General features: G+C 47.5%; 6 protein-coding genes. 1 reads left to right on the forward strand and 5 read right to left on the reverse strand.

Features of this window, described 5'->3' with window-relative positions:
- Positions 1 to 258: 258 nt before the first annotated feature.
- Positions 259 to 1,626 carry a GTPase HflX gene (hflX, locus tag AC3CKG_RS04235; protein ID WP_010439465.1) on the forward strand — a complete coding sequence of 456 codons (1,368 nt, stop codon included), beginning with the start codon at positions 259 to 261 and terminating at the stop codon, positions 1,624 to 1,626.
- A gap of 97 nt (positions 1,627 to 1,723) precedes the next feature.
- Here the strand turns inward: hflX and pfaD are convergent, their stop codons facing one another.
- From pfaD to AC3CKG_RS04260, 5 genes are read right to left on the reverse strand one after another with little or no spacing between them, the layout of a single operon-like run.
- The gene (pfaD, locus tag AC3CKG_RS04240) at positions 1,724 to 3,361 is read right to left on the reverse strand and encodes an eicosapentaenoate synthase subunit PfaD (RefSeq protein ID WP_488528848.1); all 1,638 of its coding nucleotides are present in this window, start codon (positions 3,359 to 3,361) and stop codon (positions 1,724 to 1,726) included.
- A gap of 38 nt (positions 3,362 to 3,399) precedes the next feature.
- A complete protein-coding gene (locus AC3CKG_RS04245; RefSeq protein ID WP_488528849.1) occupies positions 3,400 to 9,345 on the reverse strand; it encodes a hotdog fold thioesterase in 5,946 nt (1,981 codons plus the stop codon).
- Entirely contained in the window at positions 9,342 to 11,390 is a 2,049-nt protein-coding gene (locus AC3CKG_RS04250) for a PfaB family protein (protein ID WP_488528850.1), read from the reverse strand. Before AC3CKG_RS04250 ends, AC3CKG_RS04245 begins: the two co-directional genes overlap by 4 nt.
- Positions 11,390 to 19,228 carry a phosphopantetheine-binding protein gene (locus AC3CKG_RS04255; protein ID WP_488528851.1) on the reverse strand — a complete coding sequence of 2,613 codons (7,839 nt, stop codon included), beginning with the start codon at positions 19,226 to 19,228 and terminating at the stop codon, positions 11,390 to 11,392. The genes AC3CKG_RS04250 and AC3CKG_RS04255 overlap by 1 nt, the downstream gene beginning before the upstream one ends.
- Entirely contained in the window at positions 19,228 to 19,419 is a 192-nt protein-coding gene (locus tag AC3CKG_RS04260; RefSeq protein WP_017098773.1) for a hypothetical protein, read from the reverse strand. Before AC3CKG_RS04260 ends, AC3CKG_RS04255 begins: the two co-directional genes overlap by 1 nt.
- Positions 19,420 to 19,770: the final 351 nt, after the last annotated feature.

Raw genomic sequence — 19,770 nt, forward strand, 5'->3', positions numbered from 1 at the left:
TAACAATCAAAGTTCATGTCTAAATCAAAGGCAGTATCACCAACTAGTAATAAGTAATGTGATGCTGCCTTTTTCGTTGTCTATACTTGCTTTTTATCCCTTATAAAAACAGAGGGATAAACGATATATATGCTTCTACTGCAATAATATCTTGATTTAGTATCCCTTAGCTCTATAAAGCTGACGTAGAAACGCGTAGGATCACACTACTTTAGACCAAAAACTAGGTTGCACCTTGGTGCATAAACAGAAGAATACATGAAACTAACAGCAAAACCAGCGGCGAATAACGCTTTACTTATTTCTATTACGACACCGGATTTTAAAGGTGACGAAGCAAAAGAGTCTCTTGCCGAACTTGCTCGCTTAGTGACAACCCTAGGGTTTAAAGTCGTCGGTACGCAATCGCAACACCACAGTTCATCTCAAAGACAGAATGTGTTGGGTGCGGGTAAGCTTGCCGAAATTGCACATCTAACTGGTTACCAAGGCTCTATTGAAGAAGCAGAAGATGAAGACTTCCTTGATGAGTCGGGTTTGTTTGATTCTGAAATCGATGAGCTAGATTTTGATGATCTTCCAACGGGCAACTTCCAATACGGTGCCGCTGATGTTGTGGTATTCGACTGTGATTTAAGTCCATCTCAAATGCGTACTGTTGAGGCAAGTTTGGGTGTGGAAGTATTTGACCGCACTGGCATCATCATCGAAATCTTTAGCCGTCACGCTCGTACTCGTACTGCTCGTCTGCAAGTTGATATCGCTCGTCTAAACTACTTAGTGCCACGACTTCGTGAAACGGCTGAGGGTGATAAAGAGCGTCAAATGGGTCAGGGCGCAGGTGAAACTTCACTTGAGCTAGACCGTCGTAACGTACGTGACCAAATTGCTGCGCTTAAGCGTGAGCTAGTAAGCGTACAAGATGAAATGAAGACCCGACGCACAAGGCGTGCGGAGCTTTTCACTGTTGCTTTAGTTGGCTACACCAATGCCGGTAAATCTTCGATGATGCGTGCAATGACCGCAACCGAAGTGGTGGGTGAAGATAAACTGTTCGCAACGCTAGACACTACGGTTCGTGCGCTTCAGCCAATCACTCAACCGCGTATCCTTGTTTCAGATACGGTGGGTTTCATCAAGAAATTGCCACACGATCTGGTTGCATCATTCCACTCAACGCTAGCAGAAGCGCATGATGCTTCATTGCTGCTTTATGTCGTTGATGCTTCTGACGTTTCATTCCGCGCACAACTTGATGTGGTACACGACGTATTAGCTCAAGTGGGTGTAGAAGGCAGCGAAAAACTATTAGTGCTGAATAAGTGCGATAGACTGACTGAAGAGCAGCAATTAGAGCTGATCGAAGAATTCCCTGATGCGATGCTGACGTCAACTCGAGATCCTCTGGATATCACGAAACTGCACAAGTACATCGTTGGTGTTGCTGAAGAAGGCATGATCGAAGAAGAGATCACGATTCCTTATTCTGGCCAAGGCATCATCGGTGAGATTCGCTCAAACATGAGTGTGGTTAAAGAAGAGTACGACTACGAGTGTATTAAGTTGACCGTTCGCTCTAGTGAAATTGACTTAGCTCGACTGAAAAAGCGTATGCAGAAATCTTAATCTCTTAGCTAGTTTAAGAAGAATAACCAAAAGAAAAGCGACCCGTTAAGGTCGCTTTTTTTATTCGTTGAGCTTAATTAACGCTGTATTGAAATGCCTAGGCCATTCTTTGCGTCGGCTTCCAGCGTGCTAGCTCTGGATCAAGCTTGATACCTTGCGAAGTCAGCAAGTTAACACGAGCCAAGTAGGCTGCGCCGTGCATTAGGTGTTTTGCTAGGTCGACTGCATTACGCTGCTGGTAATCATCTAGGTAGCTGTCTTTCGCCCATGCGTTGAATGCGCCAAGTGCAGGGCCAGCCCATACTTGGTAATCCATCTCACGACCTTGTTCGCCAGTGTTTGACCAACGGCTAGAAAGACCCAAGTACCAACGGAAGATCAACGCCATTTTACGCTTTGGGTTGCCTTCAGCGCGTTCTATCTGTTTAGGATCGCGCTCGTTAAAGTGCGCCACAGTCCCCGCCCAAATATCATCCAGTGTTGAACGGAATACTTGCTTCTCAAGTTTCAGGCGCTCTTCTACTGGAATCGCTTCAATTGAATCGTAGCGAGTGTAAAGTTCGTACAGTTTGTTTGCACGCATTGGGAACAAGGTACCACGCTTAACCACTTGCAGTTTCACGCCCATTTCGAACATGTCTGCCGCCGGGGCCATCGTCACGTCAGCCATTTCAGTTGTCGAAAGCAGCTTACGTGTGTGTTCGCTCGCGCCAGCCTCAACACACGCTTGGTTGATTGAACCGGTAACAATGTAAGCAGCACCCATGTTAAACGTCGCTAGAGCAGCGTCAGGCGTACCTACGCCACCACCACAACCGACACGTAGCGGAGTTTTGAATTGGTACTGTGCTTGGATTTGCTCTTTCAGTGCAAGAATCGTTGGCAGTAGGGTAACCAGTGGACGGTTATCGGTGTGACCACCAGAATCTGCTTCTGCGGTAATGTCATCAGCCATAGGAACCAGCTGCGCCAGTTCCATCTGTTCTGTTGTGATTCGACCTTCATCAACTAGAGCTTGCAGCATTTTAGCTGGAGCTGGTTGCATGAACTTACTCGCGACTTCAGTACGGCTTACCTTAGCAATAACCTTGTTTCCAATCTGAATCTCACCTTTTGCATCACGGCTAAGGCCAGAAGCACGATAGTGAACGATTTGCGGTGTTAGGCCCAAGAAGGCTGACGCCTCAACCGTTTTCACTTTGTGCTTTAAAAACAGCTCTACACTGCCGCGCTCTAGTGCAGGTTCACTTGGGCTGTGAATCAGGTTAAACGCGTAAGGGCCGTTTGGTAGCGCTGCTTGAATACGGTTGATCGCTTGCTCAACGCGAGACGGGATTAAGCCCGCCGCGCCAAATGAACAAAGAATACCAGCCTGACCAAGTGCAATTACAAGCTCTTCAGATGAGATGCCGTTGGCCATTGCGCCTGCGTAGTACGCGTATTTTACGCCATGGCAGCGACGAAACTCTTCGTCGCCCAAGCTTTGTGTACCGAGTGCAGGAGCAAATGCGCTAACAGGTTGGCTGTTTGCTGCACTTGCTGAATCACTCGATGTAATTTCAGCGTGTTGGCTTACGCCTAAGCCTTTTTCTGGGTGGTTCACTACGTAACAAGCAAGGCTTAAGTCTTTTAAGATGGTCGACATTGCCGCGCTATCAAAGTGAGTTGTGTTCTCTTCAATCTGCCAAGGCCACGGAGATAGCTTTTCGTTATTAATTGTAGTTTGAGTTGTCATACTAAATTCTTTCCTAATTCTTTATCTCTAATGGCGGCTTATGCTTTCTTGATACCAGAAGCTTTATCGCTAGCAGGGGCTTCTTCGATACAAATTGCGATGTCTTTCACTTCGTAAATACGCAGACCATCTTTGCTCAGGTTTGCGTCGCCAACGATGATACGTTTGCCGTCTTCGTCTTTAATCGCAGTGATGTGTACATCCAGAGACATCTGTTTGTTCAGAGGGTTAATTTGACCACGGTATTTCCATTTCACTTCAGATTGGATTTGACCAAACTTCGGATTGCGGAAGCCAGCGCCAAGATCTTTGTTTAGAGCGTAGGTTTGCATCAGTTCGATGATCGCTTCGACACCTAGAGAACCTGGCATTACCGGATCTTGATGGAAGTGGAACTGGAAGAACCAATCGCTTGGGTCAATTGTACGCTCAGCGTATAGGTAACCCAGACCGTCTTTACCACCATCGCTGGTGATCTGCACCGTATCGATAAAGTTCAAGCGACCGCCAGCCAGTTGGTAGTGTTCTTGCACTTCACCAGTAGCAGAAACAGGTGCATTGAAGTAACGCGTCGTTTTGTCTAACAGGTTGATGTTTACATCCGGCGTGCGGTTGTTATCAACGTGCCAAGGGTGAGTTACCTTACCGTTGTCCAAACCAAGCTGATCTTTCAGTGCTGCGCCCTTGAAGTAACCAAATACCGCTGTACCTTGGTAGAACGGCACGCCGTCAGTGCTCAGTTCAAAGCTGAAGCTCTGTACTATGTTGGTGCCCATCATTACTGTTGAAAGCAGGCGAGAATCGTTGGTAATCGTTTTGCCGCGTAAGTCGACGTTACGCAACATTTTGCCGCTGCCATCTAGGTTGCGGAAAAACAGTTCTTCACCTGGGAAGCCCAGTGTGGTGCCCATGTAGCCAGAGATAAAGCCGTTTGGCTGCAGTGAAATCTCCATCAATACCGAGTAAGGCATTAGGGTTTGGTGGCTGTTTTCATCAAAGTACCATGCGTTTTCTGGCACTTCGTACTCTGCGATACATGATGAAGGCTTCTTGAAGTCGCCACGCTTACCGTCGATCTCAACAACGCGAGTAGTTAGCTGTAGGTCGCCACACGGAGTACGTGGTGGAATCATTCCACGGTAGATAGAGAAATCAGGGCCGAAACATTTCTCGATATCGCCAGTCGCGAATTCGAACATGTGGTAAGGCGTGAACGGAACCGTATCGGGTGTGCGATTTGGGTAATCTGGAGTTACCGGAGCTTCAACGTGTTGAAGAGGAACCACACCTTTGTTTGGCGCCGTTTCTAGGTCTTCAATTTGAGCCATCAATGGCGCATTTGCTGAAGCTTGTTGGTTCACTGCTGGCGTATGGCCCAAGTTTTCGATAACAGGGGTCGCGACAGCTGTTTCTAAAGAAGGCAGGTAACGAGTACATTCGTCGTCTTCTTTGATCATCACACCCAAGTTTTGGAAATCAACAATCACTTTGCCCTTCAGCAAAATATCGATGTTGGCTTTCGCGTATGGACGAGGGCTTAGACCAATCTCAGTCACTTCCATGCGGTACGTCAGCTCTGCCGATTGTGGTAGAACTTGACCACGACAGCGTACTTGTTGAGGGGCATTTTCAAGTGGTTGGAAACGACCATTTTGGACAAGCGTGTGCATGCCGAGGTGCATCATGAAGAACTGAAGCAGTTGACCACAACCTTCTGCCATCAAAGAGCCAGCCATTACTGAGTCATCTTTGAAGTGACAAGGGAAGTACCAGTGTTCAGGCTCTAGTTGTTTATGACCTTCAATCAGACCAAGTCCCCATGTGCCGCCTTGCGGTTCAACACGGCTAACCTTTTCGATCATCATGAACTTCTCTGAGCTGAAGCACAAAGAAGGCTGGTGGCTATTGGATTGGTGAGTTGGACCAAAACACTCTGCAATGTTGGCTGTCAGTAGATGACGCAATTCTTGGTGGTTAAACTGGGTTTTAGGGCAGTGCAACATAGGGTCGAAGCGTTGCTTAGTTGCAAGCTTACGAGCCTTGATTTCATCTTCAGTGTGAATCACACCTTTGCCATCTGCTAGCTCTTCATCAGTGAAGAAGCCCGCACAGCCGTTATCCATTTTCAGGATCATCTTGTCGCCAACGAAACACTCGTACGAGAAGAAGAACAGCAGCGTGTCGCCATTGCGAGCAAAGTTGTTGATTGAGATATCGTAACGCAGCGTATCGCCACCACGAGGCAAGTCACCAAGGAAAGTCAGCGTACAATCAAGCAGGCGATAAACACGCTCGCCTTTGTTTTCGAAATCAATGCCTAGGTAGCTGATTAGCATTAGGTCACACTGACCAGATTCTACCGCCACTGCCCAAGGGATCTGACCATCGACAAGATACGGCGCATCAACTGGGATGTCGTATTCGGTGGTCATTGTGCTTGGCTTGTACTCGTTAACGGTCGCGTTGAGCTTAGTGACACGAGATACCAATAGGTAGTCGGTGGTTGGCAAGCGAACGCGGCGCGAGTAGCTATCGATGATCGCGTAATCGGGGCCAAATACGTTTGCAATATCACCTTCCGCGTATTCAACCAGATCATCGTAATCCCAGATACATGGTTTACGGATCGGTTTCACTGGTGCTGGTGTCGCAAGTACGTTGACTGGCGTTGACTGAACCTGAGCTGGTTGAGCTTGAACAGGCTGAGCTGGTGTTTCGGTTGAGCTATCTAAACCAGACGTAATTGCGTTTAGCTGTGCTTTTAATAGCGCATCAGCCATTTGCATGCCTTGGGCACGAGTGTGCAGGAATGCTTTGTGTACTTGCTGCGCCGCTTGCTGGTTTTGAGCAAAAGCTTGGTTGTGTGGTGTTACAGACGGCTGTAATGCTGCATCCGTATTAGCGTCGATATTCGATTCGCCATTTTTAGCGGATAGGACATGAGTCATATTGCTGTGGTTACCTGTTAGCTGACTGTGGCGAGTTGGCGCCAGAGTAGGGGATACTGATGTAGGAGTTTCGATGACTGGCTCTACCGCGTTCTGCGCTAATGCATTCTTCTCTAACTCTTTTTGCGCAAGGGCTGCTTGAATGCTTGCTGTCGTTGGAATCGACGCCACTCTTGCTGCTTGTTTACCAGAAGCTTTCTGTTGAATCGTTGCCAAGTTGGTTACTGGGGTTTGGGCAATATGTTGATAGATATCGCGACCACCAAGAGTCACTTGTTTAACCAATTGACGTTTAGCATCGCTCGCCAGTTCATTGCTTAAACGAACAGAAAGTGATTGAGATTCAACACTCGATTGGCTTAGTAGCAGCTGTGAACATTGTCCTTCGCTGATGTTGGCGACAATCGCACTCTTAGAATTGATATTTGGATTAAGAGGTGCAAGGTTCAGGTTGAGCAGACCGTGTAGCAGGCTTGCCATACCAGAAGCTGCAGAGCAATGACCAACACGCTGACTCGCTTGAGTCGTCTTTGTGTTCCCTAAACTTAGAGATGAAGACTGATATGATGAAGACTCTGGTGCATGGTTAAGCTCAAGCAGAGAAACATCGTTCGAGCTGATACCAACTTGAGTCAGTAACTCATCAACAACGGCGTTGTTATTCTCGCTTGAACCAAAAGCCAATGCGTTGATGCTGCCGTAAGCCGTATCTTGGTTGCTCACCACTCGACTCTCTTCAACAAGAACAATTGCACCTGCGCCTTCGCCCACATTCCAACAGCCGTCTTGCGGTTGTCCGAATTTTGGAGCAAGTGACACTGGGCTCACGCTGTTCTTCAGAATCACATGTTCTGCACTGCCACTAAGGTCAACGGCTGCAATCACGACTGCGTCCATCGACTCTTGCGACATGAGGTTTTGTGCTACATCGATACAACGAGCAACTGACTGTTCAGCGGCTGAAATCGTAAAGGCAGGGCCGTTAAAGTCCCACAATGAAGAGATACGCGAAGCCATGATATTGCCGATGAAACTGGTGTATTGGTTCAGCTTAGCTGCGTCCATCACACTGTCCATTGCGATGGTTTCTAGCGATTGGTATTCGTCTTGTGTTAGCTCAATACCCATGTTGGCAAAGCTGTCAGCCAGTTGGCTATGCAGGTTTACACGTCCACGGAATTGATGCATCTCAAGCTCTGTTTCCATAGCGACCAGTACTGCGACCTTTTGGCCTGCCACAAGCTTGGCATCTTTAATGGCTTCGTCTGCAACTTTCATCAGTAGTAACTGCTGAGAGATCAAACGGTCATCTTCATTAGGCGGCACTTTGAAGCGTAGGAAATCGAGATCGAATTGATCGATGTAAGCCCCGTTTGGAATGCCGTGTAAACCAAACTGATTCAGTAGTTCTGGATGTTGGTCTAAGCCTTTCCAGCGCTTCTTAGGCAAAGCAATGAAAGCATCGTTGTTGGTCTCAATCGCAGTGCTTAGCGCATTGATGCTTTGCAGAGAACCGAAGTGCGATGCGAGGCCGGTAATGCTTAAATTAGGCGATTGTAGGCTTGGAGACGCTGACTCTAGAGTCTGATTTGCATGACTCTTATCAGAATACGCTTCAAGCAGTAAGTGAGCGTTACAACCACCGAAACCAAAGACAGAAACACCCGCGCAGCGCTCTTGGTTGCCCGCTTTACTTGGCCAAGGTTGCACCTGTGTTGGCAGAGTTTGTGAGCCAAATAAACCTTCTGGCGACGATAGTGGCTTATCCAAATTAATACTTGGAGGAAGCACACCTTCTTTCATCGCAAAGATCATTTTCATGATCCCTGGCATACCTGCCGCAGTCAGCAAGTGACCGAGGTTGGACTTGGCAGAGCCAATCAATGGCGGGTTAGAACCATTCAATTTGTCAGCAAAGAAACGCTCCATTGAGGTTAATTCAACCTTATCACCTAATGGTGTGCCGGTTGCGTGACACTCAATCACTTCAATGCTGTCTGGTGATAGGTTTGAAGCCTCGTAAGCACGTTCAAAGGCTTGTACTTGTCCCTTGCTATTTGGGCTTAATACGAACTGGCCACGGCCATCGTTCGACAAGCCAATACCGCTGACGACTGCGTAGATGTTGTCGCCATCACGCTCTGCATCAGCCAAACGTTTTAGGACTAAAACACCGGCACCTTCGCCAGCAAACAGACCTTTACTATTGCTATCAAACGGAACCGACACACCGTGATCAGGGTAAGCGTGGAAGATGGAAAAACCCATGTTGATAAAGAATGGGTCAGCACCGGATACCGCACCTGCCAACATCATGTCGGCTTTACCTGTGTTCAAGTAATCACACGCTAACTTCAATGAATACACAGAGCTTGCACATGCGGCATCTAGACTCAGTTGTACGTTGCCTAAACCCAATGCATCAGCCACTAACTTAGAGGCGTTGTGTGCTGCCGCACCGTTGATCGGGTTGAGGTCTTGAGCAGTTTCATTGGTTGGTAGCAGTGAAAATTGGTCATTAGCCAATTTATCTTTTAGTGCTTTCTCGACCACCGAGTGATACATCGGCAGAAACAGATCGTTTGAGCGTGTGGTTGGGAACGAAAGGGCCCCCATGATCACACCAGTGCGCTCTAAAACATCGGCATTTAAATCAATGCCGGCGTCAACTAAAGCCTTGCGGCTGGTATCCAAAGCCCATAGGAAACTTTGGTCAACACCGTTGAACGACTCGGCTGTTAAGCGGTAGCCATTGCTATCGAAATTGAAGTTTTCGATGTAGCCGCCTTTGTCACAGTAAAAGCGGTCTGATTCGCCTTGCACGCCCTGATAGTTTTCAGGTTTAGATCCTAACTTTTCAGCGCTTAATGTGGTTCGAGAATCTTTTTTATCTAGCAAGTTTTGCCAAAAGTCTTTTGGCGTATCCGCTTCTGGGTATTGGTTAGCAATACCGACAATCGCGATCTTATTGCACTTTACTTGCTGTTTGTTCTGAGCTTGAGCTTGATATTGAGATGGCTTCGATTGAGAACTCATACTAGCTCTCCTTGATGATTCACTGCGCTGCCTTGAGACACACCACTTAATTGCTTAGCGGCGATGATCTGTTGTTCTAGCCCTTGGATAAGAGGCTCGACAGACAATGGGATTTGATGAGTAATGAGCTGACCAATGCACTTGATGAGCGTGACAACATCGTCACCGCCTTTGGCATTGGAAGCGATTGTGCAGACTTGGTCGGCTACGTTGTCGCTACGATTGATCTTGTCGATCAATGTGCTGGTTTGACGATCGGCACCTACTTCGACAAACAGGCGAGCACCTTGCTGACGCGCACTCTGGATCAACGCAGTGAAATCCAGCGTCGAACAGAAAGTGTCGGCAATCGAAAGGGCGATGCTGTCGCTGTCGATATTGATTGGTGTGCCCGTCGGTAGACCTGCTGCGCTGATAAAGCGGATATGCTTTGGCAATTCGTCGAACAGTGGTTGCGTGTAAAACTCACGCACTTGGCTATGTTGGCTCAATGCTGGTGTGGTGTGCATTGCGGTAACACGATTCGCGGCAATGCCACGTTTACCCAGTTTTTTGAGCAATGCACGACAGGTGCTTTCACAACCGGCCAGTACGCAAGTGTCACCTTGGATGATAGCGAGATAAGCGCGTGGGAATTCTGGTAACAGAGCCTCAATCGCTTGCGCATCACTGCGAACCACAAAGCTATTCCATTGGATACCTTCGTCGCTGTTCAGCTGCCAATCTTGACGCACCGCGGTGAGTTCGCCAGAAATAGCCGTGGTGAAAATAGGGCTAGTTTGAGTCATCTCAATCAGCGCATGTGGGTTCTTCCAAACATTTAAGCTAGCCCACATTGAGGCTTCACCCTTGGAGTAACCCAAGGCGAAATCTGGCTGTACTTTGAATTCATCACATAGCAGTTGTGTTAGCAGATAACTACTGCCCACACCTGCAATTGCCAGTTCACTGAGCGACATTTCTTGCGAGTCGTCAGCGTAAGTTTTCTCGGCCTGCAGCATCTCTTTCAAGTTACCTTCACGTTCTAAACGAGCAAATAACTGTGGGAAATGGTGGTGAAACTCGCGCAACATACCGGGATAAACCGTGCCAACACCAGGGTAAACAAATGCAACGCCACCTTTGCTTTGAGGCATCGGTGAGAAACAACTGCCCGCTGGCGTTTTGTATTGGCTATTTTCAGCCATTACTTTTGGCAACGCATTTTCTAGCGCTGTGATCTCTTGTATTGCAGCATCAATTGAAGCCGCTTGAATCACGATGTTCGCACTACGGCCAGCATTGTGCTGAATGCTTTGCAAGTGACTTAGGTTTGAATGCATCAAGGTAGCGATAGCAAGTTTGCTGTCTGCCGCTTCGTTAACGCATTTAAGCTCAGCTCTTAGTGAGGTCAACTGAGAAACCAATTCAGCTTGGTCATTGCCAGAAACCACAAACATCAAACGCTCGCTCGATAGCAAGGGTTTTGGTTCTTGCAAACCGGTCGCTTGAGTCAATATCAGGCTGGTGGATTTCTTGTTTTCTTCGCTGAAGGTTAACGCAGCAACACGTGCTTTGTTCGGCTCAGTGAACCAGTAGTGGTTAGGTAATGAATAGCTCGGTAATGAACGGCTCGATATCGCATTAACCATATTCAAAAATTCATCAAACTGCTGCGAAGCAGAAAGTGCAGAATATTGTCGTTGATGGTTTAAATCTGTCGCGGGGCGGCGCGCAATATCCAGAGCTAGCTGAATGCTATCTTCGGTAGCTGCATCTGCAAAACTCGCTAGATAAGCGTGTGGATGAATCTTGTTTTGAGCAGCCATCAACGCACTCAACATCAACAATGATGGAGAATGAGAATCCAAACAAAGCTTAACAACATTACCTTGATTGACTGTCTCGATGGCGTGAGCAAGTGCTTGATTAAAATTGCCATCAACCACAACAGCAACCATCTCTGGAAGCGAAGGTGATAAGTCGGCAGAAAGCTCAGCCGCGTTTGCTGGCTGAGCTAAAAGAGCAATGCGCAATGGCATCGCTTTATTAGTAGGAACAGTCACTATGACAATTGCTCCTTTTCTGGGTTCTTAGTCGCCTCTTTCTTTGATACTGCTGAGCTAGACTTCGGCAAAAATGCGTCGTTTAAGCTCTTGCTGATGGTGACTTTTGCACCTTTCATTACCGCACTTAAACGACCATCTTGGTGGTAAAGCGAGATATCAGCTTGCAGAGAACGAGCCGTGCTTTTTATCACGCTCAGCTCTAGCCAACCTTGGTCACCGTTGTGCATCGGTGCGTAACAAACAAACTCACCGATTGCAGACGGTAGGCTTGCCGCGCCGTATTTCAATCGAGCCCATACCAACATGGCTTGCAACAGATAATCTTCAGCAAATGGCTGGCTATCGCCAAAGCCTTGCTTAGGAATAAATGCTCCGCAGTCGCTGTTTTCAATCTGAGGCAACTGGCATTGAGCCAATAAGCCTAAGTCGTCAAAGCGTTCAACTGAGGTAATACCTTGCAGTCTTGGTCCGTGAAACAGAGTGCCGTCACTGTATAGAGCTTGTGCCGTTGTTACAGGTGCTGAAGTGTTGGCTTCAAAGTGCTTTTCTGACGCTTTTTTAACATCTTCAGACACTTGCACAGAGGCAACTTGCAACTGAGCTTGATACTGTGGTCGCCCTTGGCAACTGATCACTGCTTTTAGCTGCTCTTTTGATTTAGCATCAGAAGAAAGAACCAGTTTCAGCTCTTGCACTTCATCAGTATCAAAAATCACACCCTTAAGCAGTTTGTAGTTGTGAACGCTAACGTTCACCCCTAACAGTTGCTCTGCGACTTCACGCATCCATTGGATGGCACACACTGTCGGTAACACAGGGTTACCGGCAATGCAGTGATCTTGAATGAAAGGCAATGCCTTTGGATCAAGATGACGTGTCACAGTGATGCTTGTATTCAGCGGACTCTTTGCAAGATGCACAGACTCCGCATTAAGCTTTTTTACAGCAGCTTCCTTGTTGTCAGAACCTTGCATGCTCGTACCAACCAGCAGTTGAATGCCAGTTTCGTTCAGTAGTTGAGAGCTAAACAGCTCTGCACCCGCCTGAAGAGGAATCACGTACACACCGCGCTCTGTGAACATACGTTTCAGTGCTGCGTTGACCATGCCACCGTCCCACGGTCCCCAGTTGAAGCTCATCACTTTCGCTTGAGGGTTGCGCGCAGACAGTTGTAGAGCCGCTTTGTTTAGGATCTCGTTAGACATCGAGTAATCACTTTGGCCAGTGTTTCCGTAGAAACCCGCCGCCGAAGAGAACATCGCAATCAGTTTTAGCTTACTGCTATCAAGACCACTAAGAACCGCTTCTAGTCCGCCCACTTTGGTGCCGTAAACCATGTTCAGTTCATCAAGTGTTTTGTCTTGAATGTGTTTGTCAGCCAGTACGCCTGCGCCGTGGATAAGACCCGTGATGCCGTCGAAATTCGCCAGTGTTTTCGCTACAGACTCATGGTTCGATACATCTAGGCTTAGGTATTCAGCGCTTGCGCCAATCTCGTTGAAAGCGGCAAGTGCTGCGTTGATTTCAAGGCTGCTCAATACAGGTTTTAGCAAGGCATCAACTTTCTTCGGCGTTGGTTTGTCACCTGTTGCTTGTAGGTGAGCAATAGCTGCTGGTTTTAGCTCTTTCTCTTGCTTGCCTTGTGCCCACTGAGGTAGCTCAGCTGAAGTAATATGCTTACTACGACCTGCAAGAATGAAGTGAGATTTGCATTGCTTAGCAAGCGTCAGTGCACATTCAAACGTTACGCCTTTAGCGCCACCTGTCACGAGAACTTTGTCGCTCTTGGTGAGTTGAGCGCCTGTGTTCTTCGTTTGTGCAGCACCCGGTGTTGCCGCAATCAATGTTGCACGACCAGATTCACCGTTTTCCGCATGGCTAAGACCGATTTCAACCGTGTTGGTATCGATATCGAACAGTTCGCCTGTGATAGCTTCAGCTAGGTGACGAGCATCAATAGAAGCATCAGCATCCAATGCACGGCAGAACACGTTTGACCATTCATGGCTCAGTGTCTTAGTGAGACCAGACAGCGCGGCTTGGTTAAGTTCTGCATTCGCTAATTGCTTAGTATCTAGGTAACCAAAGCCACCATCGATACGGCTTAGTGTGAAGAACACGCTGCGACCAGAAACGGTATTCAGCTGACCATTTAGGTGCTTCGCGAATAAGAACGCTGTGGTTAGTGAAGCTCTTGAGTCTGCATTCAAGTTAACCGCTTGCTCGTTGCTTTGCTTAGTATCAACGATAGCTTGTAAATGAATGAAGCCAGCAATCACTTTGTTCGACGTTTTAAGGTCTGCTTCGATGTCGTTAATCACCGCAGTCACACCCGCATCATCGACGCTGTTGAGTGTGTAGCTTGCGATTTCACTGTTTAAAGGTGACGCGGCAGAAAGAGCACTACGCACTACGGCAACTTGAATGCCGTTAGCGGTCAACTTTTCTGCTAGAACACCAGCGTTGTGACCATCATCTGTGATCACGACACAAGCGTCTTTTGAGAAACAATCGACGAGTTTATCTGCCGCTGGTAGCTTTTTTAGCGCTACCTCATTGTGTGGAGGAAGTTCCGCTGTCGCTGTTTCTGCGATAGGCGTTACTGATTCAGCTTTTGGAGTCGCTACGGGTGCAGCAGCGGATAGCTTGCTTTGCATGTAAGTAACGATTTCACCAAGCGTACGACACTCAGCTAGGTCTTCAGGGTTTAGTTCTGGCAGCGTTGGTAGCTGGTCTTGAACTGTACCTAGGATCTCAACGCGTTTGATAGAGTCGATACCAAGGTCTGCTTCCATGTCCATCGCTAGGTCGAGCATTTCTGCTGGGTAGCCAGTTTTATCGGCAACCACTTCCATCATTGTTGATTGAACATGAGCAGGGTTTAGGTCGTTGCTTGCGCTTTCTACAATTGCCTCTACTTCTGCAGCTGGAGCTACTGTCGCTGCTTCCGAACTAGGAGCTAACTTGCTGTTCATGTAGTCAACGATTTCACCCAGAGTACGACACTCAGCTAGATCTTCAGGGTTCAGCTCTGGCAATGTTGGTAGTTGATCTTGAACTGTTCCAAGGATCTCAACACGTTTGATTGAGTCGATGCCAAGGTCTGCTTCCATGTCCATTGCTAGGTCGAGCATTTCTGTTGGGTAGCCCGTTTTATCAGCCACTACGCTCAGCATTGTGCTTTGAACTTGTTCTGCGTTTAAACCGTTTGATACTGCTTGCGCTGGTGCAGATGCTTGAGTTGCTACTGGAGCAGAAGCTGGAAGCTTGCTGTTCATGTAGTCGACGATTTCGCCAAGAGTACGACACTCAGCCAAATCTTCAGGGTTTAGCTCTGGAAGAGTCGGTAGTTCGTCTTGAACCGTACCTAGGATTTCAACACGCTTGATTGAGTCGATACCAAGGTCTGCTTCCATATCCATTGCTAGGTCGAGCATTTCAGTCGGGTAGCCCGTCTTCTCTGCTACTACTTCTAACATGGTCTTTTGAACGACAGCCGCATCTAGACCATTGCTAGCTGTTGCCGGAGCAACTACTGGTGCTTGTGAATACACGGGAGCCGAAGCTGGAAGCTTGCTGTTCATGTAGTCAACAATTTCGCCAAGAGTGCGACACTCAGCTAAGTCTTCAGGATTTAGCTCTGGAAGAGTAGGCAGTTCATCTTGAACCGTACCAAGAATCTCAACACGCTTGATTGAATCGATACCAAGGTCTGCTTCCATATCCATTTCTAGATCAAGCATTTCCGTTGGGTAACCTGTCTTCTCAGCAACCACTTCTAACATGGTTTGTTGAACGACTTTCGCATCAAGACCGTTAGCGGCTTGAACAGGAGCGGCTGCGCTTGATTGTGGTGCCACAGGCGCTGATGTTGGCATCTTGCTGTTCATGTAAGTAACGATTTCGCCAAGAGTACGACACTCAGCTAAATCTTCAGGGTTAAGCTCAGGTAGGTTTGGCATTTCGTCTTGAACGGTACCAAGAATCTCTACGCGTTTGATAGAGTCGATACCAAGGTCTGCTTCCATGTCCATTTCTAGATCAAGCATTTCCGTTGGGTAACCCGTTTTCTCAGCGACCACTTCTAGCATCACTTTTTCAGCGTCGGCTGTTTGTACTGCTACTGGTGCAGCCACAGGAGCTGGTTGTGCTTTTACTGGCACAGGCTGAGCTGCAACAGGTGCTGCTGCTTGAGCGACTACTTGTGGTGCAGGAACGGCTTTCTGGACTGGAGCTTGCTGAACTGTTGTATTTTGAACTGGCACAGCCTGTACAGGAGCAGTTTGTACTTGAGCTACAGGCTGTTGGACGATAGCTGCTGGAGTAGTTGGATCTTGAATCACTGGCTGAGCATTTACAGATGCAACGAAGGTTGGTTGTGCCGTTTGTACTGAACCTTGCGTCAGCATATTAAGTGCTGAGTTGTTGCTGTGTGCTTGCATCTCTAGGTAATGAGCGTGCGCTTTTAGCGTTTCAGCTTGGTGCTGGTGGAACATTTCCATAGAACGTTGTAGGTTCTCAGGAATTGCTACGCCTGCTGTTGCCATTTTCGCTTGCTCAGACATTAGGGTGTTGAATGTGTCACCGTATTGCTGAGGAATCGCCAAGAATTGCTGATGTACTTCTGCTGCTTGTTGTTGAGCATTGAAGAACGATTGCAGTGAAGATTCATCAACTGTTACTTGAGCTGCTGGCTGAATAGTCGCTGGTGCAGGTTGCGCCACTTGTGGCTGCTGAGCTGCTGTTACTACTTGTGCGCTTGGTGCTGGAGCAGTTGACTGTTGTACATTTGAAGCTTGAGGAGCAGCCACAGGTACTTCAACGATTTCTGTTTTAATCACTTCTTTTTCCACGATTTTCTCGACTTCAACTTTCACTTCAACAATCTCAGTCTTTTCGGTGACGTTGCCCGAAGCCAATGATTGATCCATTTTCTTACGAGTAGCAGGGCTGATGTAGTTGGTTGCATTCAGCTTGATGTTCATTGGTGATGCCTTCGCAGGTTCAGCAATGTCAGCTTGGTAAGGGTCAATGTTGTCTAATGAAACACCTGCCACGCACAGTTGAACCGCAGCTAAACGAAGCTGTTGGTCACTGTCGCCTTTAGGGCTTGGGTTGATGCTGATTGCGTAAAGTTCTTCGTTCTTATTAGCCAATGTTTTTTCGACCAGCTTTTGAAGAATGTTTTTCGGACCGAACTCTACGAATACACGCGCACCTGCTTCATACATCGCTTCAATTTGCTCGCTGAAACGAACCGATTGCAGCATGTGTTGCTTGAACGCTTTCTTGATCGCTTTCGCGTCTTTGCTGTGCAGTTTGCCCGTTGCGTTTGAGTAAAGCGGCAGCGTTGGAGCGCTGAATGAAGCTTTATCAATTGCGGAAGCAAATGGTTTTTGAGCGTGAGCAACAAGCGGTGTGTGGAAAGCGCCAGATACTGGCAGAGCAATTGCTTTGAAGCCTTGTTCTGTTAGCGCTTGTGCTGCTTGTTGAACCGTCGCAGTTGGACCTGCAATAACCAGTTGAGTCGGGGCGTTGTAGTTGGCAATACTCACGCCTTCGAATTGGCTGATGCAGCTTTCAACGGTTGGAAGTTTGTCTGCGTCTAAGATGACCGCAAACATAGTACCGCTGTCGCCTTGTTCAGGTGTCGCAGCCATCGCATCGCCACGAGCGAAAGCTAGCTGGTAGTAATCGTCTTGCGAGATAACACCCGATGCACATAGTGCGCTTAGCTCACCAAAGCTGTGTCCTGCGACCATGTCTGCTCTGAAGCCAGCTTGAGTCATGATGTCGAACTGACCCATAGACACAGTACCAATCGCACTTTGCGCATTGGCCGTGTTGGTTAACACCGCTTCTTGAGCTTTGGTTGCTTCTGGTGTGAAAGTTGGAATTGGGAACAGAATTTGCGACAGAGCCGTTTTCTTGTGCTGACCAAATACTTGATCCGCTTGAGCAAGCTGTTGACGCATCTCTGGGTAGTGACACGCAAGCTCGCGCCCCATGTTTAGGTATTGAGAACCTTGACCGGCAAATAGCGCTGCCACTTTACCTGCACCGTTTTCAGCAATCAGTGCTGACTCACGATAGCTAGTACCGTTTGGCATCTGCCAATGTGCTTTGGTTTGGCTCTCAAGCATAGAAACAGCCTGAGTCAATTGCGCTTGCAGGTCTGCTTGGTTAGTGACAACTAAACCAAGGCGAGCGTGCTTAGCGTCTACTTCGCGTAGAGCGTGCTGCTCAGCAAGCGCTTCCAGTTTGAACGCAGCGTCTGCAGCTTGAGTTGAAACTTGTTTTAGCTCATTGATCAATGCTTGACGAGATTCTGCGCTGAATAACAGAGTTTGCGGTACTTGGCGCTGACGGTATTTATCACCGCGAGCGTGCTCTGGCGTGTACTCTTCCAATACAACGTGGAAGTTAGTGCCACCAAAACCAAATGAGCTGATACCTGCACGGCGTGGTGTACCGTCGACACGTTTCATCCAAGGACGCGTTTGTGTGTTTAGGTAGAACGGTGAGTTCTCGATATCCAACTTAGGATTCGGAGCCGATACGTTAATCGTTGGCGGCAGTACTTTATGGTGCAGTGCTAATGCGGCTTTGATTAAACCTGCAGTACCCGCAGTTGATTTAGTGTGACCAATTTGAGATTTCACAGAGCCTAACGCAATGTGTTGCTTCTCTTCATTGTTCTCACTGAATACCGAGTTTAAGCCACCAAATTCAGCCACATCACCTGCAGCAGTGCCTGTACCGTGCGCTTCTAAAAGGCCAAGCGTGTGCGGTGCGAAACCAGCATCATCGTAAGCACGTTTTAGTGCTTTTGCTTGTCCTTCAGGGCGAGGTGCGTAAATACTCTTGAACTTACCATCCGAAGAAGAACCGACACCTTTAATCACTGAGTAGATTCTGTCGCCGTCGCGCTCTGCATCTTCAAGACGCTTAAGAGCAACCATGCCGATGCCTTCACCAATCATCATGCCTTTTGAGTCGATGTCGAAAGGTTGAATGGTTTCATTGGTGGTAAACGCAGGTGTTTTAGAGAAGCTCATGTACATGGTTGGTGAGTTATCAGTACACACACCACCTGTGATCATCATTTCACTGCGGCCTTCAACCAGCTCACTTAGAGCCATACGCATTGCGGCTAGAGAACCTGCACACGCAGCATCTACTACACAGTTGATGCCACCAAGGTCAAAGCGGTTAGCAATACGACCTGATATTACGTTACCCAATGAACCAGGGAATGAGTTCTCTTCCCAGTGGATGTATTGGTCTTGGAATTTTTTGATCAGCATTTCGCTGTCATCGTCGCTGATACCACTGCTCTTGAAGACTTTTTTCAAAACAGGGTATTGAAGACGAGCATTTAGGCTTTGAGCGATCTTTTGACCACCACCAACACCGAGCGTGATACCGATCTTGTCGCGATCGTAACCTTCTGGAAGTTTTGCATCTTCAAGTACTTCTTTTGCCACGATCAGAGAAAGCAGCTGTGAAGTGTCTGTCAGTTCTAGGATATTTGGCGGAAGGCCGAACTCCATTGGGTTGAAGTCTACTTCTGGGATGAAACCACCGCGCTTACAGTAAGACTTGTCTGGCGTAGTACGATCTGAATCGTAGTAATCTTCTGGACGCCAGTGCGTATCTGGTACTTCAGTAATCGCATCGATCTTTTCGCTGATAAGATCCCAAAATTTATTCAGGTAGCGAGAGTTTGCAAACATGCTCGCCATACCAACGATAGCGACAGGCATATCTTTAAGGCGTTTATTCAATCGAGAATCGTCGACTGATTCCGGTGTATTTGTCTCGGGTTGGCTCATTATGAGTCTCCACTAGAAATCACAGAAAGTGATGTCGTGTTTTGAGGCTGCGCTTTTAAAGCTATAGAAAGAAAATCTGAAACAGACTTAGGGAAGCGCAGCTGAAAATTCAGGTTGCTGAGTGGCGGCAACCAGATAGAAATTAGTTTTTCGAAGTGCGTTGACTTACGAGAGTAGGGGAGGTGTTTCATGCGCGACGGTGGCATTCAAATGTTGAGGCGATGTCCATTAAAATCCTGTTCAAAGTCTGACTAAACGACAAGTCGGTATCCGCAAAGAAAACGTGTGAATTTGTTTAATGGTTGAGCAGGCTACCCGAGGTGAGTGGTCGATACAATGCTCCCAGAGGCCACTATGATCTGTTCAGACCAGATGAATTTGGCATGGTTTTGATTTTTGTATTTTTAATTTAATTAACTTATTGATAATTAATGGGTATGGGTTGTTTTTTAGTGTTTTTACTCTATATTTTGAGTTGGTGAGATCTATGTCATATTTTTGTAAGTAACATTTAATGGATGCCTCTTGTGTAAGGCTAAGTG

It is taken from the genome of Vibrio sp. QJM3NY_15 (assembly GCF_057785995.1).